Source organism: Avibacterium paragallinarum, from assembly GCF_900450705.1.
Taxonomy (GTDB): domain Bacteria; phylum Pseudomonadota; class Gammaproteobacteria; order Enterobacterales; family Pasteurellaceae; genus Avibacterium; species Avibacterium paragallinarum.
In genome coordinates this window covers 483,208-496,085 of record NZ_UGHK01000001.1, presented here as the reverse complement: position 1 = coordinate 496,085, position 12,878 = coordinate 483,208, and the positions used below count along the sequence as shown (strand labels likewise).

General features: G+C 43.2%; 18 protein-coding genes. 8 read left to right on the top strand and 10 right to left on the bottom strand.

Translation table 11 applies throughout. The features are described 5' to 3' along the window. Nucleotides 1-22: 22 nt before the first annotated feature. Both ilvG and DXZ23_RS15320 read right to left on the bottom strand, forming a co-directional pair. On the bottom strand, nucleotides 23-1,669 hold the full coding sequence (gene ilvG, locus DXZ23_RS02685) for an acetolactate synthase 2 catalytic subunit (RefSeq protein WP_017806656.1): 1,647 nt from the start codon (nucleotides 1,667-1,669) through the stop codon (nucleotides 23-25). Between the two features lie 210 nt (nucleotides 1,670-1,879). Beyond that, the gene (locus DXZ23_RS15320; RefSeq protein ID WP_172457180.1) at nucleotides 1,880-2,023 is read right to left on the bottom strand and encodes a hypothetical protein; all 144 of its coding nucleotides are present in this window, start codon (nucleotides 2,021-2,023) and stop codon (nucleotides 1,880-1,882) included. Between the two features lie 151 nt (nucleotides 2,024-2,174). On the opposite strand from DXZ23_RS15320, the gene DXZ23_RS02680 reads away from it, so the two are divergent. Then, nucleotides 2,175-2,993, top strand: coding sequence for a Cof-type HAD-IIB family hydrolase (locus DXZ23_RS02680; RefSeq protein WP_017806658.1), 819 nt, complete (start codon nucleotides 2,175-2,177; stop codon nucleotides 2,991-2,993). A gap of 10 nt (nucleotides 2,994-3,003) precedes the next feature. After that, nucleotides 3,004-3,387, top strand: a complete 384-nt coding sequence (gene crcB / locus DXZ23_RS02675) for a fluoride efflux transporter CrcB (RefSeq protein WP_017806659.1) — start codon at nucleotides 3,004-3,006, stop codon at nucleotides 3,385-3,387. Here the strand turns inward: crcB and DXZ23_RS02670 are convergent. The 3 genes from DXZ23_RS02670 to oxyR are packed head-to-tail and all read right to left on the bottom strand — an operon-like array spanning nucleotide 3,347 to nucleotide 5,902. After that, on the bottom strand, nucleotides 3,347-4,330 hold the full coding sequence (locus tag DXZ23_RS02670; protein ID WP_017806660.1) for an alpha/beta fold hydrolase: 984 nt from the start codon (nucleotides 4,328-4,330) through the stop codon (nucleotides 3,347-3,349). The genes crcB and DXZ23_RS02670 overlap by 41 nt on opposite strands. Before the next feature lie 38 nt (nucleotides 4,331-4,368). Further along, nucleotides 4,369-4,983 carry an HTH-type transcriptional repressor FabR gene (gene fabR / locus DXZ23_RS02665; protein WP_017806661.1) on the bottom strand — a complete coding sequence of 205 codons (615 nt, stop codon included), beginning with the start codon at nucleotides 4,981-4,983 and terminating at the stop codon, nucleotides 4,369-4,371. Between the two features lie 16 nt (nucleotides 4,984-4,999). After that, entirely contained in the window at nucleotides 5,000-5,902 is a 903-nt protein-coding gene (gene oxyR, locus DXZ23_RS02660; protein ID WP_017806662.1) for a DNA-binding transcriptional regulator OxyR, read from the bottom strand. A gap of 131 nt (nucleotides 5,903-6,033) precedes the next feature. Here oxyR and DXZ23_RS02655 point away from each other — a divergent pair, with 131 nt between their 5' ends. Beyond that, a complete protein-coding gene (locus DXZ23_RS02655) occupies nucleotides 6,034-6,765 on the top strand; it encodes a glutathione peroxidase (RefSeq protein ID WP_017806663.1) in 732 nt (243 codons plus the stop codon). Nucleotides 6,766-6,840: 75 nt separating this feature from the next. On the opposite strand, the gene DXZ23_RS02650 is transcribed toward DXZ23_RS02655, so the two are convergent. Then, nucleotides 6,841-7,056, bottom strand: coding sequence for a SlyX family protein (locus DXZ23_RS02650; protein WP_017806664.1), 216 nt, complete (start codon nucleotides 7,054-7,056; stop codon nucleotides 6,841-6,843). Nucleotides 7,057-7,142: 86 nt separating this feature from the next. Here DXZ23_RS02650 and bamJ point away from each other — a divergent pair, with 86 nt between their 5' ends. The 5 genes from bamJ to DXZ23_RS02625 all read left to right on the top strand — a co-directional run bounded on the left by bamJ (nucleotide 7,143) and on the right by DXZ23_RS02625 (nucleotide 9,686). Beyond that, nucleotides 7,143-7,847, top strand: a complete 705-nt coding sequence (gene bamJ / locus DXZ23_RS02645) for a BamJ family beta-barrel-assembly machinery protein (RefSeq protein ID WP_017806665.1) — start codon at nucleotides 7,143-7,145, stop codon at nucleotides 7,845-7,847. Between the two features lie 74 nt (nucleotides 7,848-7,921). Beyond that, nucleotides 7,922-8,587 carry a helix-turn-helix transcriptional regulator gene (locus tag DXZ23_RS02640; RefSeq protein ID WP_026138567.1) on the top strand — a complete coding sequence of 222 codons (666 nt, stop codon included), beginning with the start codon at nucleotides 7,922-7,924 and terminating at the stop codon, nucleotides 8,585-8,587. Beyond that, the gene (tusD, locus tag DXZ23_RS02635) at nucleotides 8,587-8,967 is read left to right on the top strand and encodes a sulfurtransferase complex subunit TusD (RefSeq protein ID WP_017806667.1); all 381 of its coding nucleotides are present in this window, start codon (nucleotides 8,587-8,589) and stop codon (nucleotides 8,965-8,967) included. Before DXZ23_RS02640 ends, tusD begins: the two co-directional genes overlap by 1 nt. Continuing rightward, the gene (gene tusC, locus DXZ23_RS02630) at nucleotides 8,964-9,326 is read left to right on the top strand and encodes a sulfurtransferase complex subunit TusC (protein WP_017806668.1); all 363 of its coding nucleotides are present in this window, start codon (nucleotides 8,964-8,966) and stop codon (nucleotides 9,324-9,326) included. Before tusD ends, tusC begins: the two co-directional genes overlap by 4 nt. A gap of 33 nt (nucleotides 9,327-9,359) precedes the next feature. After that, on the top strand, nucleotides 9,360-9,686 hold the full coding sequence (locus DXZ23_RS02625) for a DsrH/TusB family sulfur relay protein (protein ID WP_017806669.1): 327 nt from the start codon (nucleotides 9,360-9,362) through the stop codon (nucleotides 9,684-9,686). Between the two features lie 140 nt (nucleotides 9,687-9,826). On the opposite strand, the gene DXZ23_RS02620 is transcribed toward DXZ23_RS02625, so the two are convergent. From DXZ23_RS02620 to DXZ23_RS02605, 4 genes are read right to left on the bottom strand one after another with little or no spacing between them, the layout of a single operon-like run. Further along, nucleotides 9,827-10,669 (bottom strand): cysteine ABC transporter substrate-binding protein, encoded by an 843-nt coding sequence (locus tag DXZ23_RS02620; RefSeq protein WP_017806670.1) that lies wholly within the window; start codon nucleotides 10,667-10,669, stop codon nucleotides 9,827-9,829. Beyond that, nucleotides 10,653-11,417, bottom strand: a complete 765-nt coding sequence (locus DXZ23_RS02615; RefSeq protein WP_017806671.1) for an amino acid ABC transporter ATP-binding protein — start codon at nucleotides 11,415-11,417, stop codon at nucleotides 10,653-10,655. Before DXZ23_RS02615 ends, DXZ23_RS02620 begins: the two co-directional genes overlap by 17 nt. A 10-nt stretch (nucleotides 11,418-11,427) precedes the next feature. Then, nucleotides 11,428-12,096 (bottom strand): amino acid ABC transporter permease, encoded by a 669-nt coding sequence (locus DXZ23_RS02610; protein WP_017806672.1) that lies wholly within the window; start codon nucleotides 12,094-12,096, stop codon nucleotides 11,428-11,430. Then, nucleotides 12,096-12,758, bottom strand: a complete 663-nt coding sequence (locus DXZ23_RS02605) for an amino acid ABC transporter permease (RefSeq protein ID WP_017806673.1) — start codon at nucleotides 12,756-12,758, stop codon at nucleotides 12,096-12,098. The genes DXZ23_RS02610 and DXZ23_RS02605 overlap by 1 nt, the downstream gene beginning before the upstream one ends. Nucleotides 12,759-12,878 lie beyond the last annotated feature (120 nt).

Genomic DNA, 12,878 nt, shown 5'->3' with positions numbered 1-12,878 from the left:
AATTTCCCCACTTTTTATTCCATTATTGTTCTAACATATCCACATTGCACGCATTGGGTGGCACAAGTGGCCATACGTTTTCTTCTGCAGGGATACAAATATGTAATAAATACGCCCCTTCGCTCGCGAACAAACGGTCTAACGCCGCTTGCACTTCCTCGCCCCGTTCAATGCGTTCCCCTTGAATGCCAAAGGCTAAGGCGAGGGTAACGAAATCAGGGTTATCATCTAAAATCGTATTACTATGGCGTGCTTGGAAGAACAGGGTTTGCCACTGACGCACCATTCCTAAGCGTTGGTTATCCAGCAAAATTATTTTGATTGGTGTTTTTGCCCGCTTAATCGTACCGAGTTCTTGCACATTCATCATTAATGAACCATCGCCCGTTACCAAAATCACTTCATCTTGTGGACGGGCTTTTTTCGCCCCAATCGCTGCAGGCAAGCCAAAGCCCATTGTGCCGAAGCCTGCGGAGGTGATGAAATTTTCAGGGGCATAATGTTGCATATGCTGAGCCGACCACATTTGATGTTGCCCCACGTCCGTGGTAACAATGGCGTTTTTATCTTTTTGCTGTGAAACGCTGTGGATTAACCACCAAGGATTAATTGGTTGGTTGCCGTGATTTTCTGCATAACGGAAATCAAATTGTTGTTTTAATTGATTAATTTCCTTATGCCAATCCGCAAGATCCAACTTCACCGTGAGGGCGTGGAAAATTTCGCTGAGATCACCACGCAATGCCACGTCAGGACGGCGTAGTTTGCCTAATTCTGCCACGTCAATATCACAATGAATCACTTTGGCATTTGGGGCAAAGGTGTCTAATTTCCCTGTTACCCGATCATCAAATCTTGCCCCGAACACCAATAATAAATCCGATTCTTGTGTCGCTAAATTGGCGGCTTTGGTGCCGTGCATTCCAACCATTCCCATATAATAAGGCGTATCAGGCAAAATCGCCCCCAAGCCTTTTAGCGTTGAAATGCTTGGGATTTCGCTCACAGCCAAAAATTCACGCAAGGCAGGCACCGCGTTCGCCATTCCCACGCCGCCGCCCACATAGACAATCGGGCGTTTTGCATTTTTCAATAACTCAAGGGCTTGTTCGACTTGCGAATGATCAAGTGCGGTCGGTTTTTCAACAGGAATGGTGAAGGGTTTGAGATCCGTTTCAGCAAATTGAACGTCTTTAGGAATATCAATTAACACGGGGCCAGGGCGACCACTTTGTGCGATTTGAAAGGCTTTGGCGATAATTTCAGGAAGTTCGTCAATGCTTTGAACGATAAAACTATGCTTGGTACAAGCTAGCGATAATCCCAACACGTCAGCCTCTTGGAATGCGTCCGTCCCAATTAATGACGTTGCCACCTGTCCCGTTATTGCCACCACAGGAATGGAATCCATTAACGCATCACCTAATCCTGTGATTAAATTAGTTGCACCTGGGCCTGAGGTAGCAATGCACACCCCCGTTTTCCCGCTTGCTCTGGCATAGCCAATCGCAGCCATCGCAGCTCCTTGTTCGTTACGACATAAAATATGTTCAAGCCCTGAATCATAAATGGCATCATAAACAGGCATTATCGCCCCACCTGGGTAGCCAAACACCACATCAACATTATGGGCTTTCAAACATTCTGTTACTAATCTTGCACCATTCATCTTTCACCTACTTCATTGATTAATCACTTATAAAAAAAGCCTCTCGAGGGTCTCTGCGAGGGGCTTTCTAATCTGACAAGTTAAGTTATAAATTTACTCTAGTTATTAGCAAGCCAAAACCCCGCGATGAGAACCACCACGAGGTTAATAATAATGCCAATAAGAGAGTGAATTTTTGTCATTGTTTGTGTTGAATTTACATAAATTAAATTACTGGGTGTTATTGATACCATATTTAGCATAGAAATCAAGGGATTTTTTCAATTTCGCAATCGTTTTCTTTAAAACATGGGAAAAGAAAAGTGCGGTGCAAAAAATATCAAAAAATCCTACCGCACTTTTAAACTTGTGCAAATTGCTAGAATAAAAATCGTCAAGCTCCTGCTAGCCGGCTGGCACATAGGCTTGCTCTTACAATTAGCTGAATAATTTCATTCGATGAAAATAAAAGCAGTTTCCCCATAAATTTGTTATGATAACGCCATTCTATTTAGGGAGTTTAACAATGCAAAATCAACCATTCCGTGCCGTTGTTTCTGATTTAGACGGCACGTTACTCAACGGAAATCACGTTATCGGTGATTTCACCATTGAAACCCTTGAAAAACTGGCACAAAAAAAGATTGATATTATCCTTGCCACTGGGCGAAGTCATCAAGATGTCGCTCACATTCTTGGCAAAGTGAAGCTTGATAACGCGGTGATGATTACCTCAAACGGTGCAAGGGTGCATAACCTGCAAGGTGAGTTATTATTAAGCAACAGTCTGCCTGAGGACATTGCCCTTGAGATAATGCAAACCCCGTACGATGAAAAAAATGTTTTCGTCAATAGCTATCAAGATGAGGGCTGGTTTATTAGTTTAGATTTGCCCGAGTTGGCGAAATATCATCAAGATTCTGGCTTTAGCTATAAGGTGGTGGATTTCCAGCACCACCACGGGCGTGGCACGGAGAAAGTATTTTTTATTGGACGCACCGCTGCTGATCTCGCCCCTATCGAACAGCATTTAAAACAACGCTTTGGCGATGCCATTTACCTCACCTACTCCACGCCACAATGCTTAGAAATTATGAATAAAAATGTGTCAAAAGCCACCGCACTTGCACAGGTAATCGCCCCGCGTGAATATGGCTTAACTGCCTGCATCGCTTTTGGTGATGGAATGAACGATGTGGAAATGCTCAGCGAAGTGGGTAAAGGCTGCATTATGGGTAACGCCGATCCTCGCTTAAAACAAGCCTGTCCGCAGTTAGAACAAATCGGTTTAAACCGCCACGAAGCCGTTGCCAGCTATTTGCGTGCGACCTTTGGTCTGTATTAATTAAAGCGAAATGGCAATTTGGCAATCCTTACTGATAATCAGTGGTGGAGCAGCACTTGGGGCTTGCACCCGCTGGGGGCTAAGCGAGCTACTTAATCCGCTTTTTGCTTCCTTTGCACTCGGCACGCTGTTTTCTAATTATCTTGGTAGCTTTTTGATCGGCGTGCTGCTCGCGGTGTTCTGGCAATATCCCGCTATTTCCAACGAATGGCGATTATTTTTAATCACTGGATTTTTAGGCAGCCTCACCACCTTTTCTTCCTTTTCTGCTGAAGTGGTGAATGATTTTTTAACAGAAAAATGGGCAACCGCTGTTATTGTGATTGCCCTGCATTTAGGCGGAAGCCTGTTCTTTACCTTGTTGGGCGTGCTGTTGTGGCGGGCTGGGAAATAAAGGCGTTAATCATTTCTAAGGCTTGAGTGCGAAGCGGATCTCGTTCAAATAAAATTTCGTGTTTCGCATTTTCTAGCGTGATAAGTTGCCCTTGCGGTAAGCAGCTAACTAATTTTTCAAGTCGGTCATTTGCTACGATTTTTTCTTTGCCCGCTTGCAACACCAACACGGGAATTTCAATGCGTGGCAGGATTTTTTCCAGCCCCTTAATCGCCGTTAAACACAAATGCACCCAGCGAAATGTTGGACCTCCAAGGCTTAATTCAGGAAAATAGCGATTGATACGGTTCATCCATTTCATTCGCGTTTTGCAAAAACTTAGCTCATTGTGCTGTAAGTTGGCGGGCTTATAAGGGGCTTTGCCGAATACATAACGCTGTCCTTGTCCAAACAGCATCATCAAACTAATGATCAGCTCATCACGCAATAAATGCTTGGTTGGCAAGCCAAAAAAGGGCGAAGAAAGCACCGCTCTTTGAATATGATGATCATAGTTCGCTAAATAATACGCCGAAATCAGCGAGCCTAAAGAATGAGCGAGCAGATATTGTTGCGAATAATCACATTGGCGAGTAACCTGCTTAATCACGGCATTCATATCTTCAGTATAAAAACGGAATTCATCAATATAGCCTTTCTCTTTATCCGCTAATAAACGTTGGGAATAACCTTGCCCGCGATGATCAAAAAGCAATACATCATAACCCCATTGATAAAAATCATAGGCTAATTCTGACCATTTGAGCATATTCTCAGCACGCCCATTGACTAAAATTAGCAATTTTTTTACTGCACTTTGCTGATGCACAAAATGCCGATAGGCAATTTGGCAACCCTGTTTACCCGTTAAATATTGGATGGGAAATTGATCCACAAAGGGCATTAACTGTTGTAACGCAAAGCGACAAAAATGGGGTTCTCTATGAGGATGGCAATTTTGCATTGATTTTATCCATTTACAGTGATAATCGATATCGTATTTTACTCTTCTTTATGCTCAGGGTAGAGTGTAGCACCTTTAGCCAACATTCTAAGTTGTAAAATAACACGTTCTTGTAGCTCACAGCGTTCTTGTTTATGCATATCTAATGCATTTGCTCCAGCCGTAAATACCAATGTAACAAAGCCTTCAGCTTGAACATAGGCAAGATAATAGGGATCACCATTTTTTTGGGTAATATACTCGGTGAGTTCATCAATAAAATGTTTAATTTCACGAGCAGCAGCTGTACGAAATGCTTGTGATGTTCCTGAACTTTCACGCAGTAGAAGTCGGAAATAGTTAGGATTATGGGTAATAAATTCAAAGAAGGTATTAACGGAAATGGCAATAACACTGCCACCATTTTCCAAGCGTTTTCGTGCTTGTCGCATTAATTGACGTAGCATTAGCCCAGCTTCATCGACCATTTCTAAGCCAAGTTCATCCATATCTCGGAAGTGACGGTAAAAAGAAGTGGGGGCGATACCCGCTTCTCTAGCTACTTCTCTTAGGCTGAGATTAGAAAAACTTTTTTCAGCACTAAGCTGATTAAACGCTGCTTCAATTAATGCCCGTCTTGTTTTTTCTTTTTGAAGTGCTCGAATACCAACCATTTTTATCCTTCTTAATTTATTCTCCAAGGGCTAAGATTTGCTTTATTTGTGTACTAATCGTATTGGCAACTCTTTCATAACGAAGCTTTAATGGTGAGCCTGGTCGGTAGATTAGTGCAATAGTGCGAGAAGGTTCGGGAACACAAGGAAGATATTTTACTCCTGTTCTACTCCCTTCGTTTAATACGGCAAGCTCAGGCATTAAAGTGATTCCAGCATTGGCAGAAACCATATTGCGTAAGGTTTCAAGGCTGGTGGCTTGGAAATGTGGATTTTCTTTTGCTCCTGCGGTGAAGCAATAGCCAAGAGCTTGATCGCGTAAGCAATGCCCATCATCAAGCACTAGCATTTCGCAGCCTTTGAATTTGTCCATTGGAATACTGTTCTCTTTTGCCCAAGGATGCTCTTGTGAAATTGCAAGCAACATTTTTTCTTTAAATAATGGCACTTCAATAAAGGCTTCGGTTTCTGGCACGGTGGCAAGAATAGCACAATCTAAGCGTCCACTTTCGAGCTGTTCCAATAGTTGGTGTGTTTGTGCTTCATATAAAAATAATTCCAAATCAGGGAAGGTTTGTTTGAGGAGTGGCATAATATAAGGTAGCAAGTAAGGTCCTAAAGTTGGGATCATTCCGATATGCAATGGTCCTGTCATTTCTTTACCTTGATTGCTTGCCATTTCTTTAAGTAATTTCACTTCACGCAATACGGTGCGAGCTTGATCCACGAGTAATAAGCCCGATTGGGTAAACAGCACTTTACGGCTGGTGCGTTCTAATAAAATAATGCCCAGTTCGTCTTCCAGTTTGCGAATTTGTCCACTTAAGGTAGGCTGGCTAACGTGGCAGGCATCGGCGGCACGGCGGAAATGCTTGTGTTCAGCCAGTGCGACTAAATATTCTAAATCTCGGATATTCATTATTTCCTCTCATTATAGAAAGAATCAATTAAAAGGATAGGTATTAATCGTTTGTAACTATATCACGATTTTCACTATAATTCACCCCGTCAATAAGAAATCATTATTTTAATCATAATAGGAGAAAGATTATGACAGCAACAATGGAAGGAAAAAAAGTTCCTCAAGTGACATTCCATATTCGTCAAGGCGATCAATGGGTTGATGTAACCACTTCAGATTTATTTGATAACAAAACGGTCGTGTTATTTTCATTACCGGGTGCATTTACCCCAACTTGTTCATCAACACACTTACCACGTTATAACGAATTAGCGTGTGAATTCAAAGCATTAGGTGTGGACGATATTATCTGTTTATCTGTAAATGATACTTTCGTAATGAACGCGTGGAAAGCGGATCAAGAAGCAGAAAACATCACCGTAATCCCTGATGGTAACGGTGAATTTACTGAAGGTATGGGTATGCTTGTGGATAAAGATGACCTTGGCTTTGGTAAACGTTCTTGGCGTTATTCAATGCTTGTGCGTAATGGCGTGGTGGAAAAAATGTTCATCGAGCCAAATGAGCCAGGCGATCCGTTCAAAGTGTCTGATGCAGATACAATGATCAAATACTTAAAACCTGATTGGCAAGCAAAACCTTCAGTGTCTATCTTCACTAAACCGGGCTGCCCATTCTGTGCGAAAGCGAAAGGGTTGTTAAAAGTGAAAGGTTACACCTTTGAAGAAATCGTGTTAGGTCGTGATGCAAGCACTATTTCTGTGCGTGCAATTACTGGTAAAACCAGTGTGCCACAAGTATTCATCGGTGGGGAGTACATCGGTGGTAGCGATGATTTAGAAAAATACTTCGCAGAATAATATTTAGCACTATAACATAAATTAGAACCTCTTATAAATTTTGGCTAATCCTTGTGATTAGCCTTTTTTATTGCCTTAATAATGCGGTGGCGGGGTTTCTTCTGCTTGGCTTGCGATATTCGAGGGCTGTAAATCTTTCAATTTGGCAGCGAGATGACGCAACTGCATTTTTTCAATGATGAATTGTTGATCAATCAGGGCTTGGTTTAATTCTTCAATGGCGTGTTCCTGAAATGCCACTTTTGTTTCTAATTCGGCAATTTGTTTTGCTTGCTCAACTTGAATTTGCATAAATAATCCTTAAATAAAGGTTGTTAAATTGCACAATACAATTTAACCTATCGAAATCATTCGATCATTATAAAGGATTACAAAAAATGTTAAAAATTCAAAAATATTCACTGATCACGCTCGCATTAAGTGCGGTGGTTTCTAGCACCGTTTTTGCTGATCAAGCAGCGGACAAAAAATTCAATGATGAAGCCTCTTATGCTGTGGGTTATGCTACTGGGAAACAATTCCTTGAAACCTTAATCAACGATCAAAAAGATGTGATCAATTACGACAAAGCCCGCGTATTACAAGGCGTGAACGATGCTTTAGAGGGCAAAGGGGATTTAACGGATCAACAAATCCAAGAAAAATTAAAAGCCATTGGCGACAAAGTGTATGAAGCACGTCAAGCGAAAGTACAAGCTGAAAACGAAAAATTCACCGCGGACTTTATGAAAAAAGAGGGTGCGAAAAAAACCGCTTCAGGCTTAATGTACCGCATCGAAAAAGCGGGGACAGGTGAAGCGATCAAACCTGAAGATATGGTGAAAGTGCATTACACAGGAAAACTGGCTGATGGCACGGTGTTTGACAGCTCAGTGCAACGCGGTCAGCCAGCAGAATTTAAATTAAATCAAGTGATTAAGGGCTGGACAGAAGGGCTGCAATTAGTCAAAAAAGGCGGCAAAATTGAATTGCTCATCCCCGCTAATTTAGCTTATGGTGAGCAAGGTGCGGGTCCAATTCCGCCTAACTCCACCCTTTATTTTGAAGTGGAAGTGCTAGACGTAACGCCAGCGAAAAAATAACCCACAAAACCACCGCACTTTTAGCATAATGAAAGTGCGGTGCATTTTTGTCCTACTTTTTTGAGATGAACCCAATGCTAACGGATAGACGCCCTTTTACTGATGAAGATCGTGCGATTTTACATTCCTATGTAGCGGTGGTGGACGGCGTGAGTGCCTTAATTGGCGGCCATTGCGAAATCGTGCTGCATTCTCTTGAAGATTTTGAACATTCCGCCATTTGCATTGCCAACGGGCATAATACCCACCGCAAAGTGGGATCACCCATCACGGATTTTGCCCTAAAATCCCTCAAAACAATGCAAACGGAAAATGTGTCCAAACCTTATTTCACCCGAGCCAAAGGCACGGGGCTGATGAAATCGGTAACCATCGCCATTCGCAATCGAGAAAAACGCATTATCGGTTTGCTGTGCATTAACATTAATCTTGATGTACCCGTTTCGCAGTTTATTCAGGCATTAATGCCCGATTCCGAACAACATTTAGCCTCTGACGTAAATTTTGCCAGCTCCGTAGAAGAATTGGTGAGCCAAACCATTGAACAAACGGTAGAAGAAATCACCGCTGATCGTCTTGTGGCGAACAATAATAAAAATCGCCAAATCGTGCTTTCGCTTTACGAAAAAGGCATTTTTGACATCAAAGACGCCATCAATCTTGTGGCAGAACGGCTCAATATTTCACGCCATACGGTGTATTTATATATCCGTCAAATCAAGCAGGACGAGGCAAAATAATGCGATATGTATTGGCGATCAAACAGCCCGTTTATGGCTTGCAAGGGGCATTTTTAGCCTACCAATTCGCACAAGCCCTACTCGAAAAGGGGCATCAAATCAGCCAAGTGTTTTTCTTCCAAAATGGCGTAAGCAACGGCAATGGTTTTGTTTACCCAGCCAACGATGAATTTAATCTCCAGCAGGCGTGGCAAACCCTCAGCCAACAGCACCAGATTCCGCTTCATTTGTGCATTGCCGCCTCGCAACGGCGTGGCGTGGTGGACGCGTTAAGTAGCAAAGACAAACAACAAAGTAATCTTGCTGACGGCTTCGTACTCGCAGGCTTAGGGGAATTTAGCCAAGCCGTATTAACCGCTGACCGAGTGATAACCCTATGATTAAATTGGTATTTGTATTTACCCAAGCCCCCTATGGCACAGCAACGAGCCGCGAAGGGCTAGACGCACTGCTTGCCGCCACCGCCTTTTGTGATGAAAGTGAAATTGCGGTATTTTTCCTTGATGATGGGGTTTTCAATATCCTTGCCAATCAGCAAAGCGAACAAATTTTGCAAAAAAATTTCACTCAAGCTTTCAAATTGCTGGATTTATACGACATCGAACAGCGTTACCTGTGCCATCAATCGGTGCAAGCCTTTCAGCTTGAACAGGCGGATTGGCTGCTTGATTGTGAAATCTTACCGCGTTCCGCATTAATCGAAAAACTACAACAGGCAGAAAAAGTGCTGACTTTTTGACGCACTTTTTCATTCTTTTTGCAGGAAATTATTATGCTTTACACCTTCGCCAAAGCTGATTATGACAGCCAAACCCTCACCCGCCACTTCGCTCATCTCACCCCGCAGGATTGTCTTGTGTTATGGCAAGACGGCGTACTCCTCCCTCTCAAACACCCTGCCCTTTTCGCCCGACTAAGCGTACCCTGCTACGCGTTGGAAAATGATCTCACCGCCCGAAACCTCCACGAAATCCTACCGCACTTTACGGATAATAAAACAGATAACGAGGCGGATAAGAAACAAAGCAAAGTGCGGTCAATTTCTTTAACCGATTTTGTGGATTTAACAGAAAAGTATTTCCCGCAGGTGGGGTTGTAAGGCTTCTCTGGAAGAAAAATAATTAGCGAAATGGTTAAGGTTTTCCCTAACAAAACAAAGTGCGGTGGGATTTTTTTTGTGTTTTTTATTGCGAAAAAACATAGTGGAAATTACACCGCACTTTTTGCTTTTAGGGGATTTTAGTTGGCATAATCCACTAAAACATCGCTTTCTTTAATAGTATCACCATAAATCGGCAGTAGGGTTTTGTCGTAGGCTTGTTTGAGTGTGCCGTTTTTGCCGAGTTTGACTATTTCGTCATTGAGCCAGTTTAAGAGTTGGGTGTTGCCTTTTTTCACTGCGGGGGCGATGAAATCTTGATCGCCGAGGTTTTTAATGCCTACGGTGAAGCTTGGGTTTTCTTTTGCCCACGCGAATAATAGGGTGTTGTCGTGGGCGAGGGCGTCGCCACGTCCGTCGCGGAGGGCTTCAAAGGTTTCGGTGTTTTGTTCAAATTTTAATAGCTTAATATTCGGGTAGTTTCTGCTGAAATAGGCATCGGCGGTTGTGCCTTTGTTTACCAGCAATGTTTTACCCTCAAGCTGTTTCACGTCGGTGATCACCGCTCCGTCTTTGGACACCACGCCCAATGCTACTTGCATATAAGGCTTGGCAAAATCCACTACTTCTTGGCGGGCTGGGGTTACGGTAAAGTTGGCAAGGATAATATCCACTTTATTTGATTGGAGATATTCCACGCGGTTCGCCGCTTCCACTAGCACATATTGCACCTTGTTTTCATCGCCGAGCAAATCTTTGCCGATAGCTTTGGCAATTTCCACATCAAAGCCTTGGCTTTTGCCTTGATTATCCACATAGCTGAACGGCGGTTTGTCGCTGAAAACGCCAATGCGAACTGTACCGTTTTTTTGTAGGGCTTCGATCCGATTTTCGGCATTTTCTTTGTCATTACAAGCGGTTAGCCCGAGTGCAAATAAGCTGGTGGCAAAAAGTGCGGTGAGTTTTTTAAATGTTTTGTTCATAGTCAATTCCTCTTGGTTCGTAGTTTAAGATGTTGAGAAAATTTTTCGCTCGATCTGAGCTAGGGTTAGTGAAAAACTGTGCGGGTGTGCTTTGTTCAATGATTTTCCCGCTATCCATAAAAATGATGCGATCTGCCACTTGGCGAGCAAATGCCATTTCGTGGGTTACGATGAGCATTGTCATTCCCTCTTTGGCGAGCTGTAAAATGACCTCTAACACTTCGCGTACCATTTCAGGATCAAGGGCGGCGGTAACTTCGTCAAATAGCATAATTTCGGGCTTCATACAGAGGGCGCGTACAATGGCGATGCGTTGCTTTTGCCCGCCTGATAGCTCTCTCGGGTAAGCATTTTTTCGATCCAGCAAGCCGACCCGTTGCAGTAATTCGTCCGCTTGTTGTTCTACTTCAGCACGCGAGCGTTTTTGCACTTTCATTGGAGCGAGTAAAATGTTGTCGATCACGGAAAGGTGGGAAAACAATTCGTAGCTTTGAAAGACCATTCCGATGTGCTGACGGGTGGTAACCCAAGGGAGATCTTTGCCTAAGATGCCGTGATTTTGTAGCAGGATTTCCCCTTGCTGTATCGGTTCTAAGCCGTTGATACAGCGTAGTAGCGTGCTTTTTCCACAGCCCGATGGCCCGAGGATCACCACCACTTCCCCTTGATTCACGGTGAGATCAATGCCGTGAAGTGCGGTGTGTTTTTGATACTGTTTTGCGAGCTGGTTGAGTTGTAATAATGCCATTGTTGATTCCTTATTTTTCCCAATGATTTTCGATGTAGCGTGAAAACAACGAAAGCGGGTAGCAGATGAGAAAATACAAACCAAAAATCACGCCGTAGATCCAAAATGCGGCGGAGGGAGCACGAAATAATGAGGTTTCAATAATTTGTTGCCCCACTTTCACCACGTCTAAAACACCGATTAACATTGCCAGCGAGCTGGTTTTTATCATTCGTGTAAACAGGTTGATCGCACTTGGTGTAACCCGTTTGAGGCTTTGGGGGAGTAAAATGTAAATTAAGGTTTGCGTGCGGTTAAGCCCCAAGGCGTAAGCGGATTCTCGTTGGTGTTTTTCGATAGAATGTAATGCCCCTCGCACTAAATCGCCCATTTCAGCCGTTCCCCAAACAATGAACACCAGTATGCAGACGCTGAATCCGTCGAGGTGAAGACCGAACCATTTCGCCATACCAAAATAGGCGATAAAAAGCCACACGAGCAGGGGAATAATGCGAACGGTTTCTAAATAAACACGGCTGACAAAGCGTACCACGGTGTGTTTGCTTGTCATCACAATGCCGAATAAGACACCAAACACGCAGGAAAACAGCACGGAAATGAAAGCGATTTCTGCCGTGATTTTTAGCCCGTTGAGTAGGCGAGCAAGGTTATTTCCTTCAAAAAGTATGGTTAATCCCATTAGCTCCCCCCGTGTTTGGCGTAGTTCGTGCGTTTTTCCACATAGCGGAGCAGCAAGGAAAAAGGCAGAAGAATGATCAGATAAAAGACGACCAGCAAAAATAAGGCTTCGTTGGTTTTGTAATCAAGCCCGATCAGCTCTTTTGCCATAAACATTAGTTCTGCCACCGCGATCGCACTGGCGATAGAGGTTTCTTTGATCAGAAATAAACAATTCGCCCCGATGGCAGGAATGGCAACGCTGAAGGCTTGTGGAAAGATGACATAAATAAAGGCTTGCAACGGGCTAAGCCCAAGGCTGAGGGCGGATTCAATTTGCCCTTTGGAAACGCTTTGTATGCCCGCACGGAAGGCTTCAGCCATATAGCTTCCACCTAAAAAACTTAGCCCAATTACGCCACAGTGGAAGCCATCAACTTTTATGCCAATTTTGGATAGTCCGAAATAAAGAAAGAAAAGTTGAATGAGAAGTGGGGTGTTGCGAGAAAGCTCAATATAAGCGTTGGCAAGCAGGCTCAGCCCTTTCAGACGATAGCTGGTGAGAACGGCACAGATCAACCCAATGATGAGGGAAAAGAAAATGCCCAAAAAGGCAAGGTGCAGAGTGAGCAGGCTTGCCTCAATAAATTTGGGGAGATTGTCGATCACATAGTGCCAATTCATCGTATTTTCTCATTTAAACGTTGGGTAGAAATCATTCTAAAAAGAGAAAAAGCGATTTAAAAAGAATAAAAAATTAGGGACTGTCCTAGATAACAACTAAAAAATCTATTTAGGTTAGAA

What these genes read in the sequence shown, in the direction of transcription:
- tusC (WP_017806668.1), top strand. Translation starts at nt 8,964, where the DNA reads ATGATTAAATTGGTATTTGTATTTACCCAAGCCCCCTATGGCACAGCA.
- DXZ23_RS02610 (WP_017806672.1), bottom strand. Translation starts at nt 12,096, where the DNA reads ATGGGATTAACCATACTTTTTGAAGGAAATAACCTTGCTCGCCTACTC.
- fabR (WP_017806661.1), bottom strand. Translation starts at nt 4,983, where the DNA reads ATGGTTGGTATTCGAGCACTTCAAAAAGAAAAAACAAGACGGGCATTA.
- DXZ23_RS02670 (WP_017806660.1), bottom strand. Translation starts at nt 4,330, where the DNA reads ATGCAAAATTGCCATCCTCATAGAGAACCCCATTTTTGTCGCTTTGCG.
- DXZ23_RS02625 (WP_017806669.1), top strand. Translation starts at nt 9,360, where the DNA reads ATGCTTTACACCTTCGCCAAAGCTGATTATGACAGCCAAACCCTCACC.
- DXZ23_RS02605 (WP_017806673.1), bottom strand. Translation starts at nt 12,758, where the DNA reads ATGAATTGGCACTATGTGATCGACAATCTCCCCAAATTTATTGAGGCA.
- crcB (WP_017806659.1), top strand. Translation starts at nt 3,004, where the DNA reads ATGGCAATTTGGCAATCCTTACTGATAATCAGTGGTGGAGCAGCACTT.
- DXZ23_RS02650 (WP_017806664.1), bottom strand. Translation starts at nt 7,056, where the DNA reads ATGCAAATTCAAGTTGAGCAAGCAAAACAAATTGCCGAATTAGAAACA.
- DXZ23_RS02680 (WP_017806658.1), top strand. Translation starts at nt 2,175, where the DNA reads ATGCAAAATCAACCATTCCGTGCCGTTGTTTCTGATTTAGACGGCACG.
- DXZ23_RS02615 (WP_017806671.1), bottom strand. Translation starts at nt 11,417, where the DNA reads ATGGCATTATTACAACTCAACCAGCTCGCAAAACAGTATCAAAAACAC.
- DXZ23_RS02655 (WP_017806663.1), top strand. Translation starts at nt 6,034, where the DNA reads ATGACAGCAACAATGGAAGGAAAAAAAGTTCCTCAAGTGACATTCCAT.
- DXZ23_RS02640 (WP_026138567.1), top strand. Translation starts at nt 7,922, where the DNA reads ATGCTAACGGATAGACGCCCTTTTACTGATGAAGATCGTGCGATTTTA.
- oxyR (WP_017806662.1), bottom strand. Translation starts at nt 5,902, where the DNA reads ATGAATATCCGAGATTTAGAATATTTAGTCGCACTGGCTGAACACAAG.
- ilvG (WP_017806656.1), bottom strand. Translation starts at nt 1,669, where the DNA reads ATGAATGGTGCAAGATTAGTAACAGAATGTTTGAAAGCCCATAATGTT.
- tusD (WP_017806667.1), top strand. Translation starts at nt 8,587, where the DNA reads ATGCGATATGTATTGGCGATCAAACAGCCCGTTTATGGCTTGCAAGGG.
- DXZ23_RS02620 (WP_017806670.1), bottom strand. Translation starts at nt 10,669, where the DNA reads ATGAACAAAACATTTAAAAAACTCACCGCACTTTTTGCCACCAGCTTA.
- bamJ (WP_017806665.1), top strand. Translation starts at nt 7,143, where the DNA reads ATGTTAAAAATTCAAAAATATTCACTGATCACGCTCGCATTAAGTGCG.